Source organism: Klebsiella sp. 141240 (genome assembly GCF_050600805.1).
Classification (GTDB): domain Bacteria; phylum Pseudomonadota; class Gammaproteobacteria; order Enterobacterales; family Enterobacteriaceae; genus Klebsiella; species Klebsiella aerogenes.
The window spans coordinates 126,142-141,818 of the sequence record NZ_JAQIRK010000010.1 but is presented as its reverse complement, the minus strand read 5'-3'; the positions used below and the strand labels follow the sequence as shown (position 1 = coordinate 141,818).

The window sequence follows — 15,677 nt, the reverse complement described above, 5'->3', positions numbered from 1 at the left end:
TATACGGCGGCAGACGCCGCCGTATCCGTTGACGACTTAGTGGCGTACGCCGTTGTCGTCTTCGTCAATTAAATCTTCGTCATCTTCGCCGTCATCGTCTTCGCCGTTCGGGTCTTCGTAATAGGTACCCCAACCGTCGTACTCGACGTTGAATTTTTCCGCCAGGTTCATCAGCTGTTCAACCTGGGCGTCGATCAGATCGGCGTTGAGCGCGCTTTCGCTCAGAATATCGCAGCAGATCACCACTTCGCCTTCTTCGACTTCCAGCTCTTCCGGCTCGGTGACTTCATAACCCATCTTGAAGGCCTCTACCGCCACTTTTTCCAACGTTTCGAAATCGTCGGCAGAGAGATGATGCTCAATGGTATACAGCGCGTCCGGATCGCTGCCATCTTCCAGCAGCTCTTCGATAATCAGACGCGTTTCCTCACGCTGCTCTTCCAGTAGTTCCGGGTTTGCCATGGCTCGTTCCTCATAATGTGCGGCAGATACTCCTATTGTCACATACCGCCGTGATTGCCTCCACCTTCTGTGTAAAAGATTTCTTACTCGGGGTTGCAAATGAATATTCATACATATAAAGTGAATTTTAATTCAATAGTGGCGTTTGCCAGGTGAGGGAATTATGTCCGCGTTATATCAGAAGCATTTCTTGAGATTACTGGATTTCACTGCTGCAGAAATTACCGGCCTTGTCGACCTGGCCGCGCAATTAAAAGCCGATAAGAAAAACGGCATCGAGGCCCAGAAACTAAAGGGCAAAAACATCGCGCTCATCTTCGAAAAAGACTCAACCCGTACACGATGCTCTTTCGAAGTTGCCGCTTACGACCAGGGCGCCCGCGTGACCTATCTCGGATCCAGCGGTAGCCAGATCGGCCACAAAGAATCCATGAAAGATACCGCCCGCGTGCTGGGTCGCATGTATGACGGTATTCAATATCGCGGCTACGGCCAGGAGCTGGTAGAAACCCTGGCGGAGTATGCCGGCGTGCCGGTGTGGAACGGCCTGACCGATGAATTCCACCCGACGCAACTCCTGGCCGACCTGCTGACCATGCAAGAGCACCTGCCGGGTAAGGCATTTAATGAAATGACGCTGGTCTACGCCGGCGACGCGCGTAACAACATGGGTAACTCCATGCTGGAAGCCGCCGCGCTGACCGGGCTGGACCTGCGCCTGGTGGCGCCAAAAGCCTGCTGGCCGGAAGAGGGTTTAGTGGCGGAATGCACTGCGCTGGCGAAAAAGCACGGCGGCAATATTACCCTGACGGAAGATATCGCCGCGGGCGTAAAAGGCGCTGATTTCATTTATACCGACGTGTGGGTGTCGATGGGCGAGGCGAAAGAGAAATGGGCGGAGCGTATCGCCCTGCTGCGCGGTTACCAGGTGAATAAAACCATGCTGCAATTGACCGGCAACCCGCAGGTGAAATTCCTGCATTGTCTGCCCGCGTTCCACGATGACCAGACCATTCTCGGCAAACAGATGGCGGCGGAGTATGGACTGCACGGCGGCATGGAGGTGACCGACGAGGTATTTGAGTCGCCAGCGAGCATCGTCTTCGATCAGGCGGAAAACCGCATGCACACCATCAAGGCTGTGATGGTGGCGACGCTTGGAAAATAGCCATTAACCACGGTAGATTCCCGGATAGCGCCAGGCGTATCCGGGCTACCCGTTTTAAGCCATCAATACCTTCACCACCGCTTTGCGCACCTTCGCCGGCGCCCCGACGGCACAGAGCGGTTTATGCACTTCGCCTGGATAAAACACCACAAAATCCCCCTCGTTAAGGATAACGGTTTTCTCCTGCGCGCCTTCGCCGAGGAAGGCGATGTCTTTGTCCGCCAGCCAGTCAGTCTGCGGCTCGCCTGCCGGTAAGGTGCTGAAAGTCATCCCTTCCTGACCGCGAAGTACAATCTGGATATCCAGATAGCGGGCGTGAAACTCGGCGCGACGTTCGGCCTGCGGTTCGGTGCTGTCTTCAGAAATCAGATAGAACAGATTATTACCGTCGATGTCGTGCTTGCCGAGCGGCGTCGATTCGCTAACGTGGGCTTTAACATGCTCAATCGCCTGACGCAGCGCGTCCGGCAGCCAGGATTGCAGATGATGAATATTGCCGATAATCATAAGACCCCTCAAATATAAAACAGCTTTTCATTTTTATTTTATACGCCGCTTACCACTGTCAGACCACATTTTTATCGCGGTTTTTTGCGCTGGCTCAGCCTTCGCAGGCAAACGTTTCCCTGATTGTGGATTAATCGCTTGATTGCTCATCAAAGCTGCGTATAATGCCAGCCGTTTTGCCGGGAGGAAATATGGTCAATTGCGTACGACATTGCTGTGTCTTACCGCGTCTGAAAGCAGGCGCTGGCCTGGCGTTTTTCTTTCCGTTGCTCAATGAATTCTCGAAGCCCCTTATTTAAGGGGCTTTTTTTTTGCTCAGGCGTCAGGAGATAAGCATGGCTAACCCGCTATATCAAAAACATATCATTTCCATAAACGATCTCAGCCGCGAAGACCTCGAACTGGTGCTGGCGACGGCCGCAAAGCTGAAAGCCAATCCGCAACCCGAGCTGCTGAAGCATAAGGTTATCGCCAGCTGTTTCTTTGAAGCCTCCACCCGTACTCGCCTCTCTTTTGAAACCTCCATGCACCGCCTCGGCGCCAGCGTGGTCGGCTTCTCCGACAGCAGCAACACCTCGCTCGGTAAGAAAGGCGAAACCCTGGCCGACACCATTTCGGTGATCAGCACCTACGTCGACGCTATCGTGATGCGCCATCCGCAAGAAGGCGCCGCGCGTCTGGCAACCGAGTTCTCCGGCGGCATACCGATTCTCAACGCCGGCGACGGCGCCAATCAGCATCCAACGCAAACCCTGCTCGACCTGTTCACCATTCAGGAAACTCAGGGCCGCCTTGAGAACCTCAATGTCGCGATGGTCGGCGATCTGAAATATGGCCGTACCGTACACTCGCTGACCCAGGCGCTGGCGAAATTCAACGGCAACCGCTTTTACTTCATCGCCCCGGACGCGCTGGCGATGCCGCAGTACATTCTCGATATGCTGGATGAAAAAGGCATCGCTTGGAGCCTGCATAGCGCCATCGACGAAGTAATGGCTGAGGTCGATATTCTGTATATGACTCGCGTGCAGAAAGAGCGCCTGGACCCATCGGAATACGCCAACGTGAAGGCGCAGTTCGTGCTACGCGCCGCGGATCTCGAAGGCGCGCGCGCCAATATGAAAGTGCTGCACCCGCTGCCGCGCGTTGATGAAATCACCACCGATGTCGATAAAACGCCGCACGCCTGGTACTTCCAGCAGGCAGGCAACGGCATCTTCGCCCGCCAGGCGTTACTGGCACTGGTATTGAATAGCGAGCTGGCACAGTAAGGGGGATTGAGAGATGACACACGACAATAAACTGCAAGTAGAAGCCATTAAACGCGGCACCGTAATCGACCATATCCCGGCCCAGGTTGGCTTCAAACTGTTGACCTTGTTCAAGCTGACCGAAACCGACCAGCGCATCACCATCGGCCTGAACCTGCCGTCCGGCGAGATGGGCCGTAAAGATTTGATTAAAATTGAGAACACCTTCCTGACCGATGAGCAGGTCAATCAGCTGGCGCTGTATGCGCCGGACGCAACGGTTAACCGTATTGATGATTACGAAGTAGTGGGCAAATCCCGCCCGAGCCTGCCTGAGCGCATCAACAGCGTGCTGGTCTGTCCGAACAGCAACTGCATCAGTCACGCTGAGCCGGTTTCGTCGAGTTTCGCAGTGAAAAAACGCGCTGATGACATTGCACTCAAATGCAAATACTGTGAAAAAGAGTTTTCCCATTATGTGGTGCTGGCCAACTAATTGCGGTTGGTATTAATACCGGCCCTCCCTATAATGGCTACGACCTAATTACTGCAGTTCATCTGGAGATATTATGAGCAAAACTATTGCGACGGAAAAGGCACCAGCAGCTATTGGCCCTTATGTACAAGGCGTTGATCTGGGTAGCATGATCATCACTTCCGGCCAGATCCCAGTAGACCCGAAAACCGGCAGCGTGCCGGAAGATGTCGCCGCGCAGGCGCGTCAGTCCCTGGACAACGTAAAAGCTATCGTTGAAGCCGCTGGCCTGAAAGTGGGCAATATCGTGAAAACCACCGTTTTCGTGAAAGATCTGAACGATTTCGCCACCGTGAATGCCGCGTATGAAGCGTTCTTCACCGAGCATAACGCCACTTTCCCGGCGCGTTCCTGCGTAGAAGTCGCGCGTCTGCCGAAAGACGTGAAGATTGAGATTGAAGCTATCGCGATCCGTCGCTAAGCGCTTCTCTGCCCTCACCCCAGGCGCTTGCGTCATCCACGGGGTGAGGGAAATGCCCTATTTTATCTTCGTTGCCCGCAGCAGTTTCTCCAGCGGATAGACCGCCGCAATCACCAGCTCATCCTGGGTTTTCGCCGCCGTATCCAGCTGCGCCTGGATTGAGGCGTACTCTTTATCGTCCAGCGTTCCCTGCCGCGCCACCAGATCGGTCAAGCGCAGCCCGAGGCTCGCCAGCTTATCAACCTGCTGCACCACCGGTTTAATCGCCGCCAGTTGATAGTTATTGTCAGTCAGCGCCAGCGCATCGCCGCTGTTGTTCTGCCAGCGGGTAAAAACGTGGCGCAGCGCATCGGCGCTCTCAGTATCCTCGGCATCGCTGATCAGCCGCTCCGCCCACTGGTTCAGGCTGCGTACGGTGTCGCTCTCCGCGGGTAGCGCATCGGCCAGTCGGTTAAGCGGTTCAAATTGATGGTAATTGTTCGCCTGGAACTTGAGATGTTGACGGGTGTAGTAATGCGCTGGCTCCAGCGCCTCGGCGAGGATCTGCAACGCCAGCGTATGGCTGCTGTTCGCCAGGCGGGTGAACTGCTCCAGCTGCTGAGCGTGCTGCTGCAGGCCGACGGAGACCGTTGACCAACTGTCCATCGCCTGCAGGCGCTGATACATATTGTCGCTGTCTTTGACGTCTTCGGCCGACCACAGCCGCTCCGCCACCGCAAAAGCCCGCGGCCACAGCTTGATATCGATGACCGGCGCGGCGACATTTTCCGCCCACAGCGCCGCCTCGCCGCCGAGCAGATTCTTCTGTTGCTGCGCGTCGGGCAGCGTCGGCTGAATGCCCTGCGGCACGGCATCCAGCCGCTTGCCGTCAATGGGATAACGGGTGTTGCCAAGCAGGAAGTAGCCTGCGAGCTTGTCGTCGTTAATGGTTAGCACCGGGCGGGTCTCGCCCATCCAGGTATCCACGCGGAACGTGACCTGATTGTCGCCGAGCCATTCAATCTCCTGCACGGCACGCCGTGATTTCCCTTTAAAATCAATAAATCCACGCCAGCCGCTATCGCCTTTTACCAGCGTAAAGCTGCCCTCAACCGCGCTGCCCTTCAGGCGCGGCATCGAAAACTGCCAGCTCTGGGCGCTGTCGTTATCGGTAATCGTATCCACGCCGTTGAGCCCCTGCGGGATAATTTCATTACGATAGTGATAGGCGGTGTACTGCGGCTGGTCGAGATAAAAACCGGTGGAGAGAATGCCGCGATAGCCGTGTTTAGCGACGTCGCCTAATGCGTCCTGCCCCTGCCACGACTGGATCAAAATGCTCTTCGGTAAATCAGGGTGGTAGATTTCATCCCAGCCGACCATCTGCCGGTGATGTTTTTCGAGTAACGTCTCCAGGCGCCGGTTAAAGTACGCCTGTAGCGCGTGGCTGTCCGCCAGCCCCTTCTCTTTGAGGAATTTCTGAATGGCCGGATTGGCGCGCCACTGGCTGTCATCGACTTCATCACCGCCGATATGCAGATACGGATCGGGGAAGATAGCCGCCAGTTCGCTGACCATCGCCTCGGCAAACGCGTAGGTGGCCTCTTTTGTTGGGTCGAGTACCGGTTTCAGCACGCCCCAGTGGCGCTCCATCGCGTAAGGCCCCGGCGCGCTCATCAGCTCCGGATAAGCCACGGCGATCGCCGAGGCGTGGCCCGGCATATCGATTTCCGGCACCACGCGAATACCGCGTTCGGCGGCATAGCGCACAATGTCTTTCATCTGCGCCTGGGTATAAAACAGGCCGTCGCTTGCCTGCTGCTGCAGCTTCGGATAGCGGCTGGAGGCGAAGCGCCAGCCCTGATCGTCGGTCAGATGCCAGTGCAGTACATTAAGCTTCGCCGCCGCCATACCGTCAATCTGCCGTTTGATCGCCGACAGCGGCATAAAATGGCGGGCGGAATCCAGCAGCAGTCCACGCCACGGGAAGCGCGGCGCATCGTTAATGGCGACATAAGGAATGGTGGTGCCGTCAGGGCCGTTTTGTACCAGCTGTAGCAGCGTTTCCATGCCGCGCAGCGCGCCAAAACGCGTATTGGCTTTCAGGGTCGCGCCTTCGGCGTTAACGGTTAGCTGATAGCTTTCGTCGCTATCAGGCTGCGGCAGGAAAGGCACTTTCTTATTGACGATCACGTTAATGGTTGGGCTTTTTGCCAGCGCCGTCTGCGGCTGGAGCGTCCAGCCGGTTTGCCGCGCAAGACGTTCGCGCCAGCGGTTCGCCGCCTCGCCAAGATCGTCGCCGCTGACGTTGATCGTCAGCTGATTATTTAGCGCCAACGCCCCCTGCGCCTGCGGGCGCTCCACATGGGCGGGCCACGGCATCAGCGGCAGATCGCCCGCCGGGGCGGCAAGCGCCATGCTGCTCAGTAATATTCCGCTGGTCAGCAGACTGTAACGCACGGTGTTAATCATCAATGTTCCTTTTTATGACGGGCCAAAAAAAGCAAAACATTGGGTTAACATGCGCACAAAATTGCGTCAATACATGGCGTTGACGGGCTTCACAACTTGATGAGATTTAAGAGAAATACCGGTAAGCCCCTCTGCCTTACGGCAAAGGGGCGAAACCTCTACTGCCAGCCGTAGCGGCGGCTGTAGAAGCCTTTAACGGTCTGGGTCAACACCATGTAACCCGCCAGAATCGCCACCAGCCATGGGAAATAGCTGAGCGGCAGCGCCTGCAGCTGCAGGTAGCCCGCCAGCGGCGAGAACGGCAGCGCGATACCCACCGCCATCACCAGCAGCGTCATCGCGAACAGCGGCCACGCGGCGCGGCTTTGGACGAACGGAATGCGGCGGGTACGGATCATATGCACAATCAGCGTCTGCGACAGCAGCCCTTCAATAAACCAGCCGGACTGGAACAGGGTCTGCATCTCGACGCTGTTGGCGTGGAACACCCACCACATCAGGCTGAAGGTGAGGATATCGAAAATCGAGCTGATCGGCCCGAAGAAGACCATAAAACGCCCGAGATCGGCCGGGTTCCAGCGCTGCGGTTTACGAATCTGCTCATCATCGACGTTATCAAACGGAATCGCCACCTGAGAGACATCGTACAGCAGGTTCTGAATCAACAGGTGCAGCGGCAGCATCGGCAGGAACGGCAGGAAGGCGCTGGCCACCAGCACGCTGAAGACATTGCCGAAGTTGGAGCTGGCGGTCATTTTGATGTACTTGAGCATGTTGGCGAAAGTGCGGCGGCCTTCGATAACCCCCTCTTCCAGTACCATCAGGCTTTTTTCCAGCAGAATGATATCCGCCGCCTCGCGGGCGATATCCACCGCGCCGTCAACGGAAATGCCAATATCCGCCGCGCGTAGCGCCGGGGCGTCGTTAATACCGTCGCCCATAAAGCCCACCACGTGGCCTTCTCGTTTCAACAGCGTCACGATGCGCTCTTTATGCAGCGGCGCCAGGCGCGCGAACAGCGTGGTGCGTTTCGCCAGCGCCGCCAGTTCGTCGTCGCTCATGGCTTCAATCTGGCTGCCAATCACCACTTCGCCCGCATCCAGCCCCACTTCATGACACACTTTCGCCGCCACCAGTTCGCTGTCGCCGGTGAGGATTTTTACCGTAATGCCGCTGGCCTTTAACGCTTTCAGCGCCGGGGCGGTGGTCTCTTTCGGCGGATCGAGGAAGGCGATGTAGCCTTCGAGGATCAAGTCGGATTCATCCGCACGCTGATAGTCGCCTTCCCGCGCCGGCAGGTATTTAGTCGCCACCGCCACCACCCGCAGTCCCTGACGGTTCAGGGTATCGGTCACCCGGCGGATACGGCGCAGCATGGTATCGTCCAACGGTACGATTTCACCATTGTAGCGCACCTGGGTCGAGACGTTGAGGATCTCCTGCAACGCCCCTTTACAGATCAGCTGATGCGCCTCGTCCTGCTCTTTCACCACCACCGACATGCGGCGGCGTTCGAAATCAAACGGAATCTCATCCACCTTCTGCCAGCGCTCCGCGAGACCGCGAGCGGCATCCAGCTCCACGCCTTCCAGCACCGCGGTATCGAGCAGGTTTTTAAGCCCGGTCTGGTAATGGCTATTGAGCCAGGCGGTGTGCAGGACTCTCTCGCTGGATTTACCGGAAACATCGGTATGGTTCTCCAGCACGATTTTATCCTGGGTCAGGGTGCCGGTTTTATCGGTGCAGAGGATATCCATCGCGCCAAAGTTTTGAATGGCGTCGAGGTGTTTGACGATAACCTTTTGTTTTGACAGCTTCACCGCCCCGCGCGCCAGCGTCGAGGTGACGATCATCGGCAACATCTCCGGCGTCAGGCCGACCGCCACCGACAGCGCGAACAGCGCCGCTTCCCACCAGTCGCCTTTGGTGTAGCCGTTGATCAGCAGCACCACCGGCGCCATCACCAGCATAAAGCGGATCAGCAGCATGCTGACCCGGCTGATGCCTTTCTGGAAGGCGTTCGGCTCGCTTTCCTGCTCGCTGACGCGCCCGGCAAGCTGGCCGAACCAGGTGTTGCCGCCGGTGGCGTAGACGATAGCCTGCGCCGAGCCGCTCACCACGTTGGTCCCCATAAAGCACAGGGTGTCGCATTCCAGTGGATTGGTTTGTAGCGGATCGCGGGTGCGCGCGACTTTCTCAACCGGCAGCGATTCGCCGGTCAGCGAGGCCTGAGCGACAAACAGGTCGCGCGCCACAATGATGCGCAGGTCCGCCGGGATCATATCTCCCGCCGATAGCCTGACGATATCGCCCGGCACCAGTTGGTCGATGGGCAGTTCGAGCCAGCGGCTCTCGCCCTGCTCGTTGATAACCCGCAGCACCGTGGCGGTATTGCTGACCATCGCCTTCAGCGCATCCGCCGCTTTGGTCGAGCGCGCTTCCTGGATGAAGTTAAGCAGCGTCGAGATGCCGACCATCAGCGCGATAACGCCCGCGGCGAATAGATCTTCAGTTGAATAGGAGACGATGCCGAGCACCGTCAACAGCAGGTTGAACGGGTTGCGATAGCAGGTCCACAGATGAACCCACCACGGCGACGGCTTCTGCGCCGGGATTTGGTTATCGCCGTGCAGGGCGATTTTCGCCGCCACTTCGGCGTCGTTCAGCCCTTCAGGGTGGCTATCGAACGCGCGCCAGATCTCCTGCTCATCCATAGCCGCGACGTCCAGACAGCGCTTGCCGAGTGAATCCGGGATCGGCGCGCTGGCCAGGTTACGGGCATCGGGCAGCGGATCGCGCTGGATCAAACGATGTGGTAAATGACGGCTAAGCTGCGCGAACAGCTGCCGGGTAAAATTTTTCAGCATAAACAGTCCCTCCGCGCTCGCGCGAGCGAACGCAGCGTTGCCAACAGGCGTGGCAAAGCCTTACCTGTCAGGCATTATTTTTATAGGGCAGGGACATCGAGGACGTCACTGCTTTACGCTTTCCGGTAAAGCAGTGCTAAACAGGCTTACCGGAAAGAAAGGTTGCTCCATCGAGGATGAGGAGTGGGATCGGGGTCCATAAAATTCTCCGGTAAGTAACTCAAGACGGCGCGGAGTATACCGCGACCAGGAAACTATTTGTGGCTATTATGGCTATCATACCGTCCGGCAACTAAACCGGACATCAACCAGTCTTTGCTCATTGAGGATTCGTTGAGTAGCATTAGACTCACTCAAATCGGACGACGGCGAGAACCTCGTATGCAAAACCGGCTAACAATCAAAGATATCGCGCGTTTAAGCGGCGTCGGAAAATCGACGGTGTCGCGCGTGCTGAATAACGAAAGCGGCGTCAGCGAGCGTACCCGCGAACGGGTGGAAGCGGTGATGCAGCAGCACGGTTTCTCCCCTTCCCGCTCCGCCCGCGCCATGCGCGGTCAGAGCGATAAGGTGGTGGCGATTATCGTCACCCGTCTGGATTCGCTGTCGGAAAATTTAGCGGTGCAGACCATGCTGCCCGCCTTTTATCAGCAGGGCTACGATCCTATCATGATGGAGAGCCAGTTTTCTCCGGCGCTGGTGGAAGAACATCTGGGCATGCTCGCCCGGCGCAATATCGACGGCGTGGTGCTGTTCGGCTTTACCGGTATTAGCGAGGAGATGCTCGCGCCGTGGCGCGAAACGTTGGTGCTGCTGGCGCGCGATGCCCCCGGCTTCGCTTCGGTGTGCTATGACGATCATGGCGCGATCGAGTTACTGATGCAGCGTCTCTATGAACGCGGACACCGGCATATAAGCTTCCTCGGCGTGCCGCACAGCGACGTCACCACCGGGGAACGCCGTCATCAGGCGTATCTCGATTTCTGCGCGCAAAAGAAGCTCACGCCAACCGCTGCTTTGCCGGGGCTGGCGATGAAGCAGGGTTATGAAAGCGTCGCCAGCGTGCTAACTCCCGAGACCCGCGCGCTAGTCTGCGCCACCGATACTCTCGCTCTCGGCGCCAGTAAATATCTGCAGGAACAACGTATTGAAACTTTACAGCTCGCCAGCGTCGGCAGCACGCCGCTGATGAAGTTTCTGCATCCGGAGATCCTCACCGTCGATCCCGGCTACGCCGAAGCCGGTCGCCAGGCGGCGCAGCAGCTGATCGACCAGATCGCCGGCCACGCCGAAACCCGCCAAATCGTCATTCCCGCGGCCCTGAATTAATCTCGTTCGGGCGATTTATGTGATCTTCGCCGAGTTTCGGGAACGTTCCCATTTTGCATTCCCAACGGAACGGTTAGGATGCATGCAAGGTAAAAACGGCATCTCTCCCCTCTGTTTTTGAGGCTTCATCATGAGCAAAGTAAACCAGCAGGACATCGATAAACTGATCGAACTGGTGGGCGGGCGCGGCAACATTGCCACCGTCAGCCACTGTATTACCCGTTTGCGCTTTGTGCTAAACGATCCGGCCATCGCCAAACCGAAAGACATTGAGCAGTTGCGCATGGTGAAGGGATGCTTCACTAACGCCGGGCAGTTCCAGGTGGTCATCGGCACCGAAGTCGGCGATTACTATAAGGCGCTGCTGGCCACCACCGGCCAGGCGTCCGCCGACAAAGAGCAGGCCAAACAGGCCGCGCGGCAAAACATGAAGTGGCACGAACGGTTGATCTCGCACTTTGCCGAGATCTTTTTCCCGCTCCTGCCGGCGCTTATCAGCGGCGGTCTGATCCTCGGTTTCCGTAACGTCATCGGCGATCTACCCATGAGCAACGGCCAGACCCTGGCGCAAATGCACCCGTCGTTGAAAACGATTTATGACTTCTTGTGGCTGATTGGCGAGGCTATCTTCTTCTATCTGCCGGTGGGGATCTGCTGGTCAGCGGTGAAGAAAATGGGCGGCACGCCGATCCTCGGGATCGTGCTTGGCGTCACGCTGGTCTCTCCGCAGTTGATGAACGCCTACCTGCTCGGCCAGCAGGTGCCGGAAGTGTGGAACTTCGGCCTGTTTACCATTGCGAAAGTCGGCTATCAGGCGCAGGTGATCCCGGCTCTGCTGGCGGGGCTGGCGCTGGGCTTTATCGAAACGCGCCTCAAGCGCATCGTGCCTGACTACCTCTATCTGGTGGTGGTGCCGGTGTGCTCGCTGATTCTGGCGGTGTTCCTTGCCCATGCGGTTATCGGCCCGTTTGGCCGTCTAATCGGCGACGGCGTGGCCTTCGCGGTGCGCCATTTGTTAACCGGCAGCTTCGCGCCGATCGGCGCCGCGCTGTTCGGCTTCCTGTATGCGCCGCTGGTAATAACCGGCGTACATCAGACCACTCTTGCTATCGATATGCAGATGGTACAGAGCATCGGCGGTACGCCGGTATGGCCACTAATTGCGCTATCTAATATTGCTCAGGCATCGGCGGTGGTCGGCATTATTATTGCCAGCCGTAAACAAAATGAACGCGAAATTTCGGTACCCGCGGCGATCTCCGCCTATCTCGGGGTCACCGAACCGGCGATGTACGGTATCAATCTGAAGTACCGCTTCCCGATGCTGTGCGCGATGGTCGGATCCGGCCTTGCTGGCCTGCTGTGCGGCCTGAACGGCGTGCTGGCTAATGGCATCGGTGTCGGCGGCCTGCCTGGCATCCTGTCGATTCAGCCAAGCTACTGGCAGGTCTATGCCATGGCGATGGCCATCGCGGTGATAGTGCCGATTATCCTCACCACCGTAGTTTATCAACGCAAGTACCGTCAGGGCACCTTGCAGATTATCTAACGTCTTCTTTCGGGGCGCCGCTTGCGCCCCCTTTATTCGCAGGAACGTAATATGAATATTCTTCCCCGCTGGTGGCAAAACGGCGTTATTTATCAAATCTATCCGAAGAGTTTTCAGGACACCACCGGCAGCGGTACCGGCGATTTACGCGGCGTCACCGCCCGTCTCGACTACCTACAAAAGCTCGGGGTCGACGCTATCTGGCTGACGCCATTCTATGTTTCGCCACAGGTGGACAACGGGTATGACGTGGCGAACTATACCGCTATCGATCCCTCTTACGGCACGCTGGAGGATTTCGACCAACTGGTCGCCGGAGCGAAGGCGCGCGGTATCCGTATCGTTCTGGATATGGTACTGAACCATACTTCGACAGAGCATGAATGGTTCCGCCAGTCGTTAAATAAGGCGAGCCCGTACCGCCAGTTCTATATCTGGCGCGACGGCGAGCCGGGAACGCCGCCGAATAACTGGCGCTCAAAATTCGGCGGTAACGCCTGGCAGTGGCATGCGGAAAGCGAACAGTACTATCTACACCTCTACGCCACCGAACAGGCGGATCTCAACTGGGAAAATCCGGCGGTACGCGCCGAGCTGAAAAAAGTCTGCGAATTCTGGGCCGATCGCGGCGTTGATGGCCTCCGTCTGGACGTCATTAACGTAATATCAAAAGACCAGAACTTCCCGTCTGATACCATTGGCGATGGACGGCGCTTTTACACCGATGGACCGCGGGCGCATGAGTTCTTGCAGGAAATGAGCCGCGATGTTTTCACTCCGCGTAACCTGATGACCGTCGGCGAAATGTCTTCCACTTCGCTTGAACACTGCCAGCAGTACGCCGCGCTGGACGGACGCGAACTGTCGATGACGTTTAATTTTCATCACTTAAAAGTCGATTATCCCGGCGGCGAAAAATGGACCCTCGCTCGTCCGGACTACGTGGCGCTGAAAGCGCTATTCCGCCACTGGCAGCAAGGGATGCATAACCGGGCATGGAATGCGCTGTTCTGGTGTAACCACGATCAGCCGCGCATCGTGTCGCGCTTCGGCGACGAGGGCGAGTACCGGGTGCCGGCGGCGAAGATGCTGGCGATGGTACTGCACGGCATGCAGGGCACGCCCTATATCTATCAGGGCGAAGAGATTGGTATGACCAACCCGCATTTCAGCAATATCAGCGATTATCGCGATGTGGAAAGCCATAACATGTTTATCGAGCGCGCGGCGCAGGGGCAAAGCCCCGATGAACTGCTGGCGATTCTGGCCAGCAAATCGCGCGACAATAGCCGCACGCCGATGCCGTGGCACGACGGCGATAACGGCGGTTTCAGCGATGGAAAACCCTGGATCGCGTTGGGTGATAACTATCGCGAGATTAACGTCGAGGCGGCGCTGGCGGATCCGGAATCGGTGTTTTACACCTATCAGCAGCTGATCGCGCTGCGAAAAACCACGCCGGTGCTGACCTGGGGGGATTATCAGGATCTGCTGCCGGACCATCCGTCGCTGTGGTGTTATCGCCGCCAGTGGCAGGGGCAGACCCTGGTGGTGGCCGCCAACCTGAGCCGTGAGTTCCAGCCGTGGCAGCCGCCGGAGATGTCCGGCGACTGGCGGGCGCTGATTGGTAACTATGCGGAAACGTCCAACTGCCCGGCGGCAATGACGCTGCGGCCGTTCGAAGCGGTATGGTGGTTGCAGGCGTAAAGCTTTTCCCCGGTGGCGCTACGCTCACCGGGGCTACCGGTTCGTGGGGCTGGAGTTTACGCGCGGTCAGCGTCAGGAAGGATAACGCTCTCCTGCGGCTGCGCTGAGGCGTGCTCCTCTTTGGCCTTCAGCCGATCCCAGGCGCGGAAGAACGGATAGTAGACCACCAGCGAAATAGTTAAATTCACTACCTGCAGTATGGTGCCGGAAATATGGCCGCCGGTCGCCAGATAGCCGCTGATGAAGATCGGCGTAGTGAACGGCAGCGCGATTCCGGCCGGCGGCGCAACCAGCCCGGTCGCCATTGCGGTATAGGACACGATCACCAGCAGCACCGGCGTTAAAATAAACGGCAGGAAGAAGTACGGGTTCATCACCAGCGGGATGCCGAACACCATCGGCTCGCTGATGTTAAACAACGCTCCCGGCGCGGCAATTTTCCCCAGCTGTTTCATCTGCTGACTACGGCTGCGCAGCAACATAAATATCACCAGCCCCAGCAGCGCGCCGGTGCCGCCGGGCGCAATCCACAGATCGTAAAATTGCTGGGTAATGATATGCGGGATCGGCTGGCCGTTCTGAAAGGCCGTCAGGTTCTCTGACATATTCGACAGCCACACCGGCTGGATAAATACCAGCACAATCGCGTCGCCGTGCAGGCCCAGCGTCCACAAAATACCGATCACTATCACCGAAATAATCATCCCCGGCAGCGTACCGCCGACGTGGTGCATCGGAATACCGATCAGGGTGGCAATCATGCTGTTGATGTCGCCGAACGGCGAGGCCTCAACCGCCAGGCGCAGCGCCAGCACCACCGCCAGAACACAGAAGCCGGGGATCAGAGCGAGGAAAGATTTCGCCACTGCCGGCGGCACGCCGTCAGGCATGCGGATAACGAGGTTACGGCTGGCGACCAAACGATAAATCTCCGTCGACAGCAGCGAAATGACAATAGCGACAAACAACCCCTGGCTGCCGACCATGCTCACCGGGATCACCCCTTTAATCACCTCCGCCGCGCCGTGTACCGGGGTAAAGAGGGTGTTCTGCGGGATAGTCATCACAAAGGCCACCAGCGACATCGCCCCGGCGCTCAGCGGGTCGATGGTGCGGTACTTCTCCGCCAGCCGATAGGCAATGCCGAAGCTGGAAATCAGCGCCATAATGTCGTAGGTCGCTTTCACCGGGTACAGCATTTTATCGCGCCAGACCTCGCCAAACAGGCCGCTCATCATGTCGGCATAGCCGGGGATCGGCAGGTAGGCGAAAATCAGGAAAAACGAGCCAATCAGCATAAACGGCATATTCAGAATGATGCCATCGCGTACCGACAGGACGTGCTTTTGCCCGGCGATTTTCAGCGCCGCCGGCATGACGTAACGTTCAATCCAGCTTGTATTCGACATGGTGTGCTCCCGAGGGAAATAG

Annotated in this window: 14 protein-coding genes; 8 read left to right on the top strand and 6 right to left on the bottom strand. The window is 57.5% G+C overall.

Annotated elements, in window-relative coordinates; genetic code table 11:
* Positions 1-36: 36 nt before the first annotated feature.
* Positions 37-462 carry a ribonuclease E inhibitor RraB gene (gene rraB, locus PGQ95_RS17845; RefSeq protein WP_015368550.1) on the bottom strand — a complete coding sequence of 142 codons (426 nt, stop codon included), beginning with the start codon at positions 460-462 and terminating at the stop codon, positions 37-39.
* 163 nt (positions 463-625) lie between these two features.
* Between rraB and argF the strand changes: the two genes are divergently transcribed.
* The gene (gene argF, locus PGQ95_RS17840; protein ID WP_087858342.1) at positions 626-1,630 is read left to right on the top strand and encodes an ornithine carbamoyltransferase; all 1,005 of its coding nucleotides are present in this window, start codon (positions 626-628) and stop codon (positions 1,628-1,630) included.
* Between the two features lie 54 nt (positions 1,631-1,684).
* Here the strand turns inward: argF and PGQ95_RS17835 are convergent, their stop codons facing one another.
* Complete coding sequence (locus PGQ95_RS17835) at positions 1,685-2,137, bottom strand: YhcH/YjgK/YiaL family protein (RefSeq protein WP_087858341.1); 453 nt, start codon at positions 2,135-2,137, stop codon at positions 1,685-1,687.
* A gap of 164 nt (positions 2,138-2,301) precedes the next feature.
* Here PGQ95_RS17835 and PGQ95_RS17830 point away from each other — a divergent pair, with 164 nt between their 5' ends.
* The 4 genes from PGQ95_RS17830 (at position 2,302) to ridA (ending at position 4,343) form a co-directional block, all read left to right on the top strand.
* Positions 2,302-2,436, top strand: a complete 135-nt coding sequence (locus tag PGQ95_RS17830) for a pyrBI operon leader peptide (protein WP_072201274.1) — start codon at positions 2,302-2,304, stop codon at positions 2,434-2,436.
* Between the two features lie 36 nt (positions 2,437-2,472).
* Positions 2,473-3,408, top strand: coding sequence for an aspartate carbamoyltransferase (gene pyrB, locus PGQ95_RS17825; RefSeq protein ID WP_087858340.1), 936 nt, complete (start codon positions 2,473-2,475; stop codon positions 3,406-3,408).
* 13 nt (positions 3,409-3,421) lie between these two features.
* Positions 3,422-3,883 (top strand): aspartate carbamoyltransferase regulatory subunit, encoded by a 462-nt coding sequence (gene pyrI / locus PGQ95_RS17820; RefSeq protein ID WP_015368555.1) that lies wholly within the window; start codon positions 3,422-3,424, stop codon positions 3,881-3,883.
* A gap of 73 nt (positions 3,884-3,956) precedes the next feature.
* Positions 3,957-4,343, top strand: a complete 387-nt coding sequence (gene ridA / locus PGQ95_RS17815; RefSeq protein WP_430918904.1) for a 2-iminobutanoate/2-iminopropanoate deaminase — start codon at positions 3,957-3,959, stop codon at positions 4,341-4,343.
* Positions 4,344-4,400: 57 nt separating this feature from the next.
* Here the strand turns inward: ridA and PGQ95_RS17810 are convergent, their stop codons facing one another.
* From PGQ95_RS17810 to mgtL, 3 genes are all read right to left on the bottom strand, one after another.
* Complete coding sequence (locus PGQ95_RS17810; RefSeq protein ID WP_430918902.1) at positions 4,401-6,794, bottom strand: beta-N-acetylhexosaminidase; 2,394 nt, start codon at positions 6,792-6,794, stop codon at positions 4,401-4,403.
* Positions 6,795-6,952: 158 nt separating this feature from the next.
* A complete protein-coding gene (gene mgtA, locus PGQ95_RS17805) occupies positions 6,953-9,661 on the bottom strand; it encodes a magnesium-translocating P-type ATPase (RefSeq protein WP_430918900.1) in 2,709 nt (902 codons plus the stop codon).
* A gap of 146 nt (positions 9,662-9,807) precedes the next feature.
* Entirely contained in the window at positions 9,808-9,861 is a 54-nt protein-coding gene (gene mgtL / locus PGQ95_RS17800) for a mgtA regulatory leader peptide MgtL (RefSeq protein WP_219340445.1), read from the bottom strand.
* A 181-nt stretch (positions 9,862-10,042) separates the two neighbouring features.
* On the opposite strand from mgtL, the gene treR reads away from it, so the two are divergent.
* The 3 genes from treR (at position 10,043) to treC (ending at position 14,246) form a co-directional block, all read left to right on the top strand.
* Positions 10,043-10,990 (top strand): trehalose operon repressor TreR, encoded by a 948-nt coding sequence (gene treR / locus PGQ95_RS17795; RefSeq protein ID WP_430918897.1) that lies wholly within the window; start codon positions 10,043-10,045, stop codon positions 10,988-10,990.
* Positions 10,991-11,120: 130 nt separating this feature from the next.
* Entirely contained in the window at positions 11,121-12,539 is a 1,419-nt protein-coding gene (gene treB, locus PGQ95_RS17790) for a PTS trehalose transporter subunit IIBC (protein WP_213317467.1), read from the top strand.
* Positions 12,540-12,590: 51 nt separating this feature from the next.
* The gene (treC, locus tag PGQ95_RS17785) at positions 12,591-14,246 is read left to right on the top strand and encodes an alpha,alpha-phosphotrehalase (RefSeq protein ID WP_430918895.1); all 1,656 of its coding nucleotides are present in this window, start codon (positions 12,591-12,593) and stop codon (positions 14,244-14,246) included.
* A gap of 56 nt (positions 14,247-14,302) precedes the next feature.
* Here the strand turns inward: treC and celB are convergent, their stop codons facing one another.
* The gene (gene celB, locus PGQ95_RS17780) at positions 14,303-15,655 is read right to left on the bottom strand and encodes a PTS cellobiose transporter subunit IIC (protein WP_015704207.1); all 1,353 of its coding nucleotides are present in this window, start codon (positions 15,653-15,655) and stop codon (positions 14,303-14,305) included.
* Positions 15,656-15,677 lie beyond the last annotated feature (22 nt).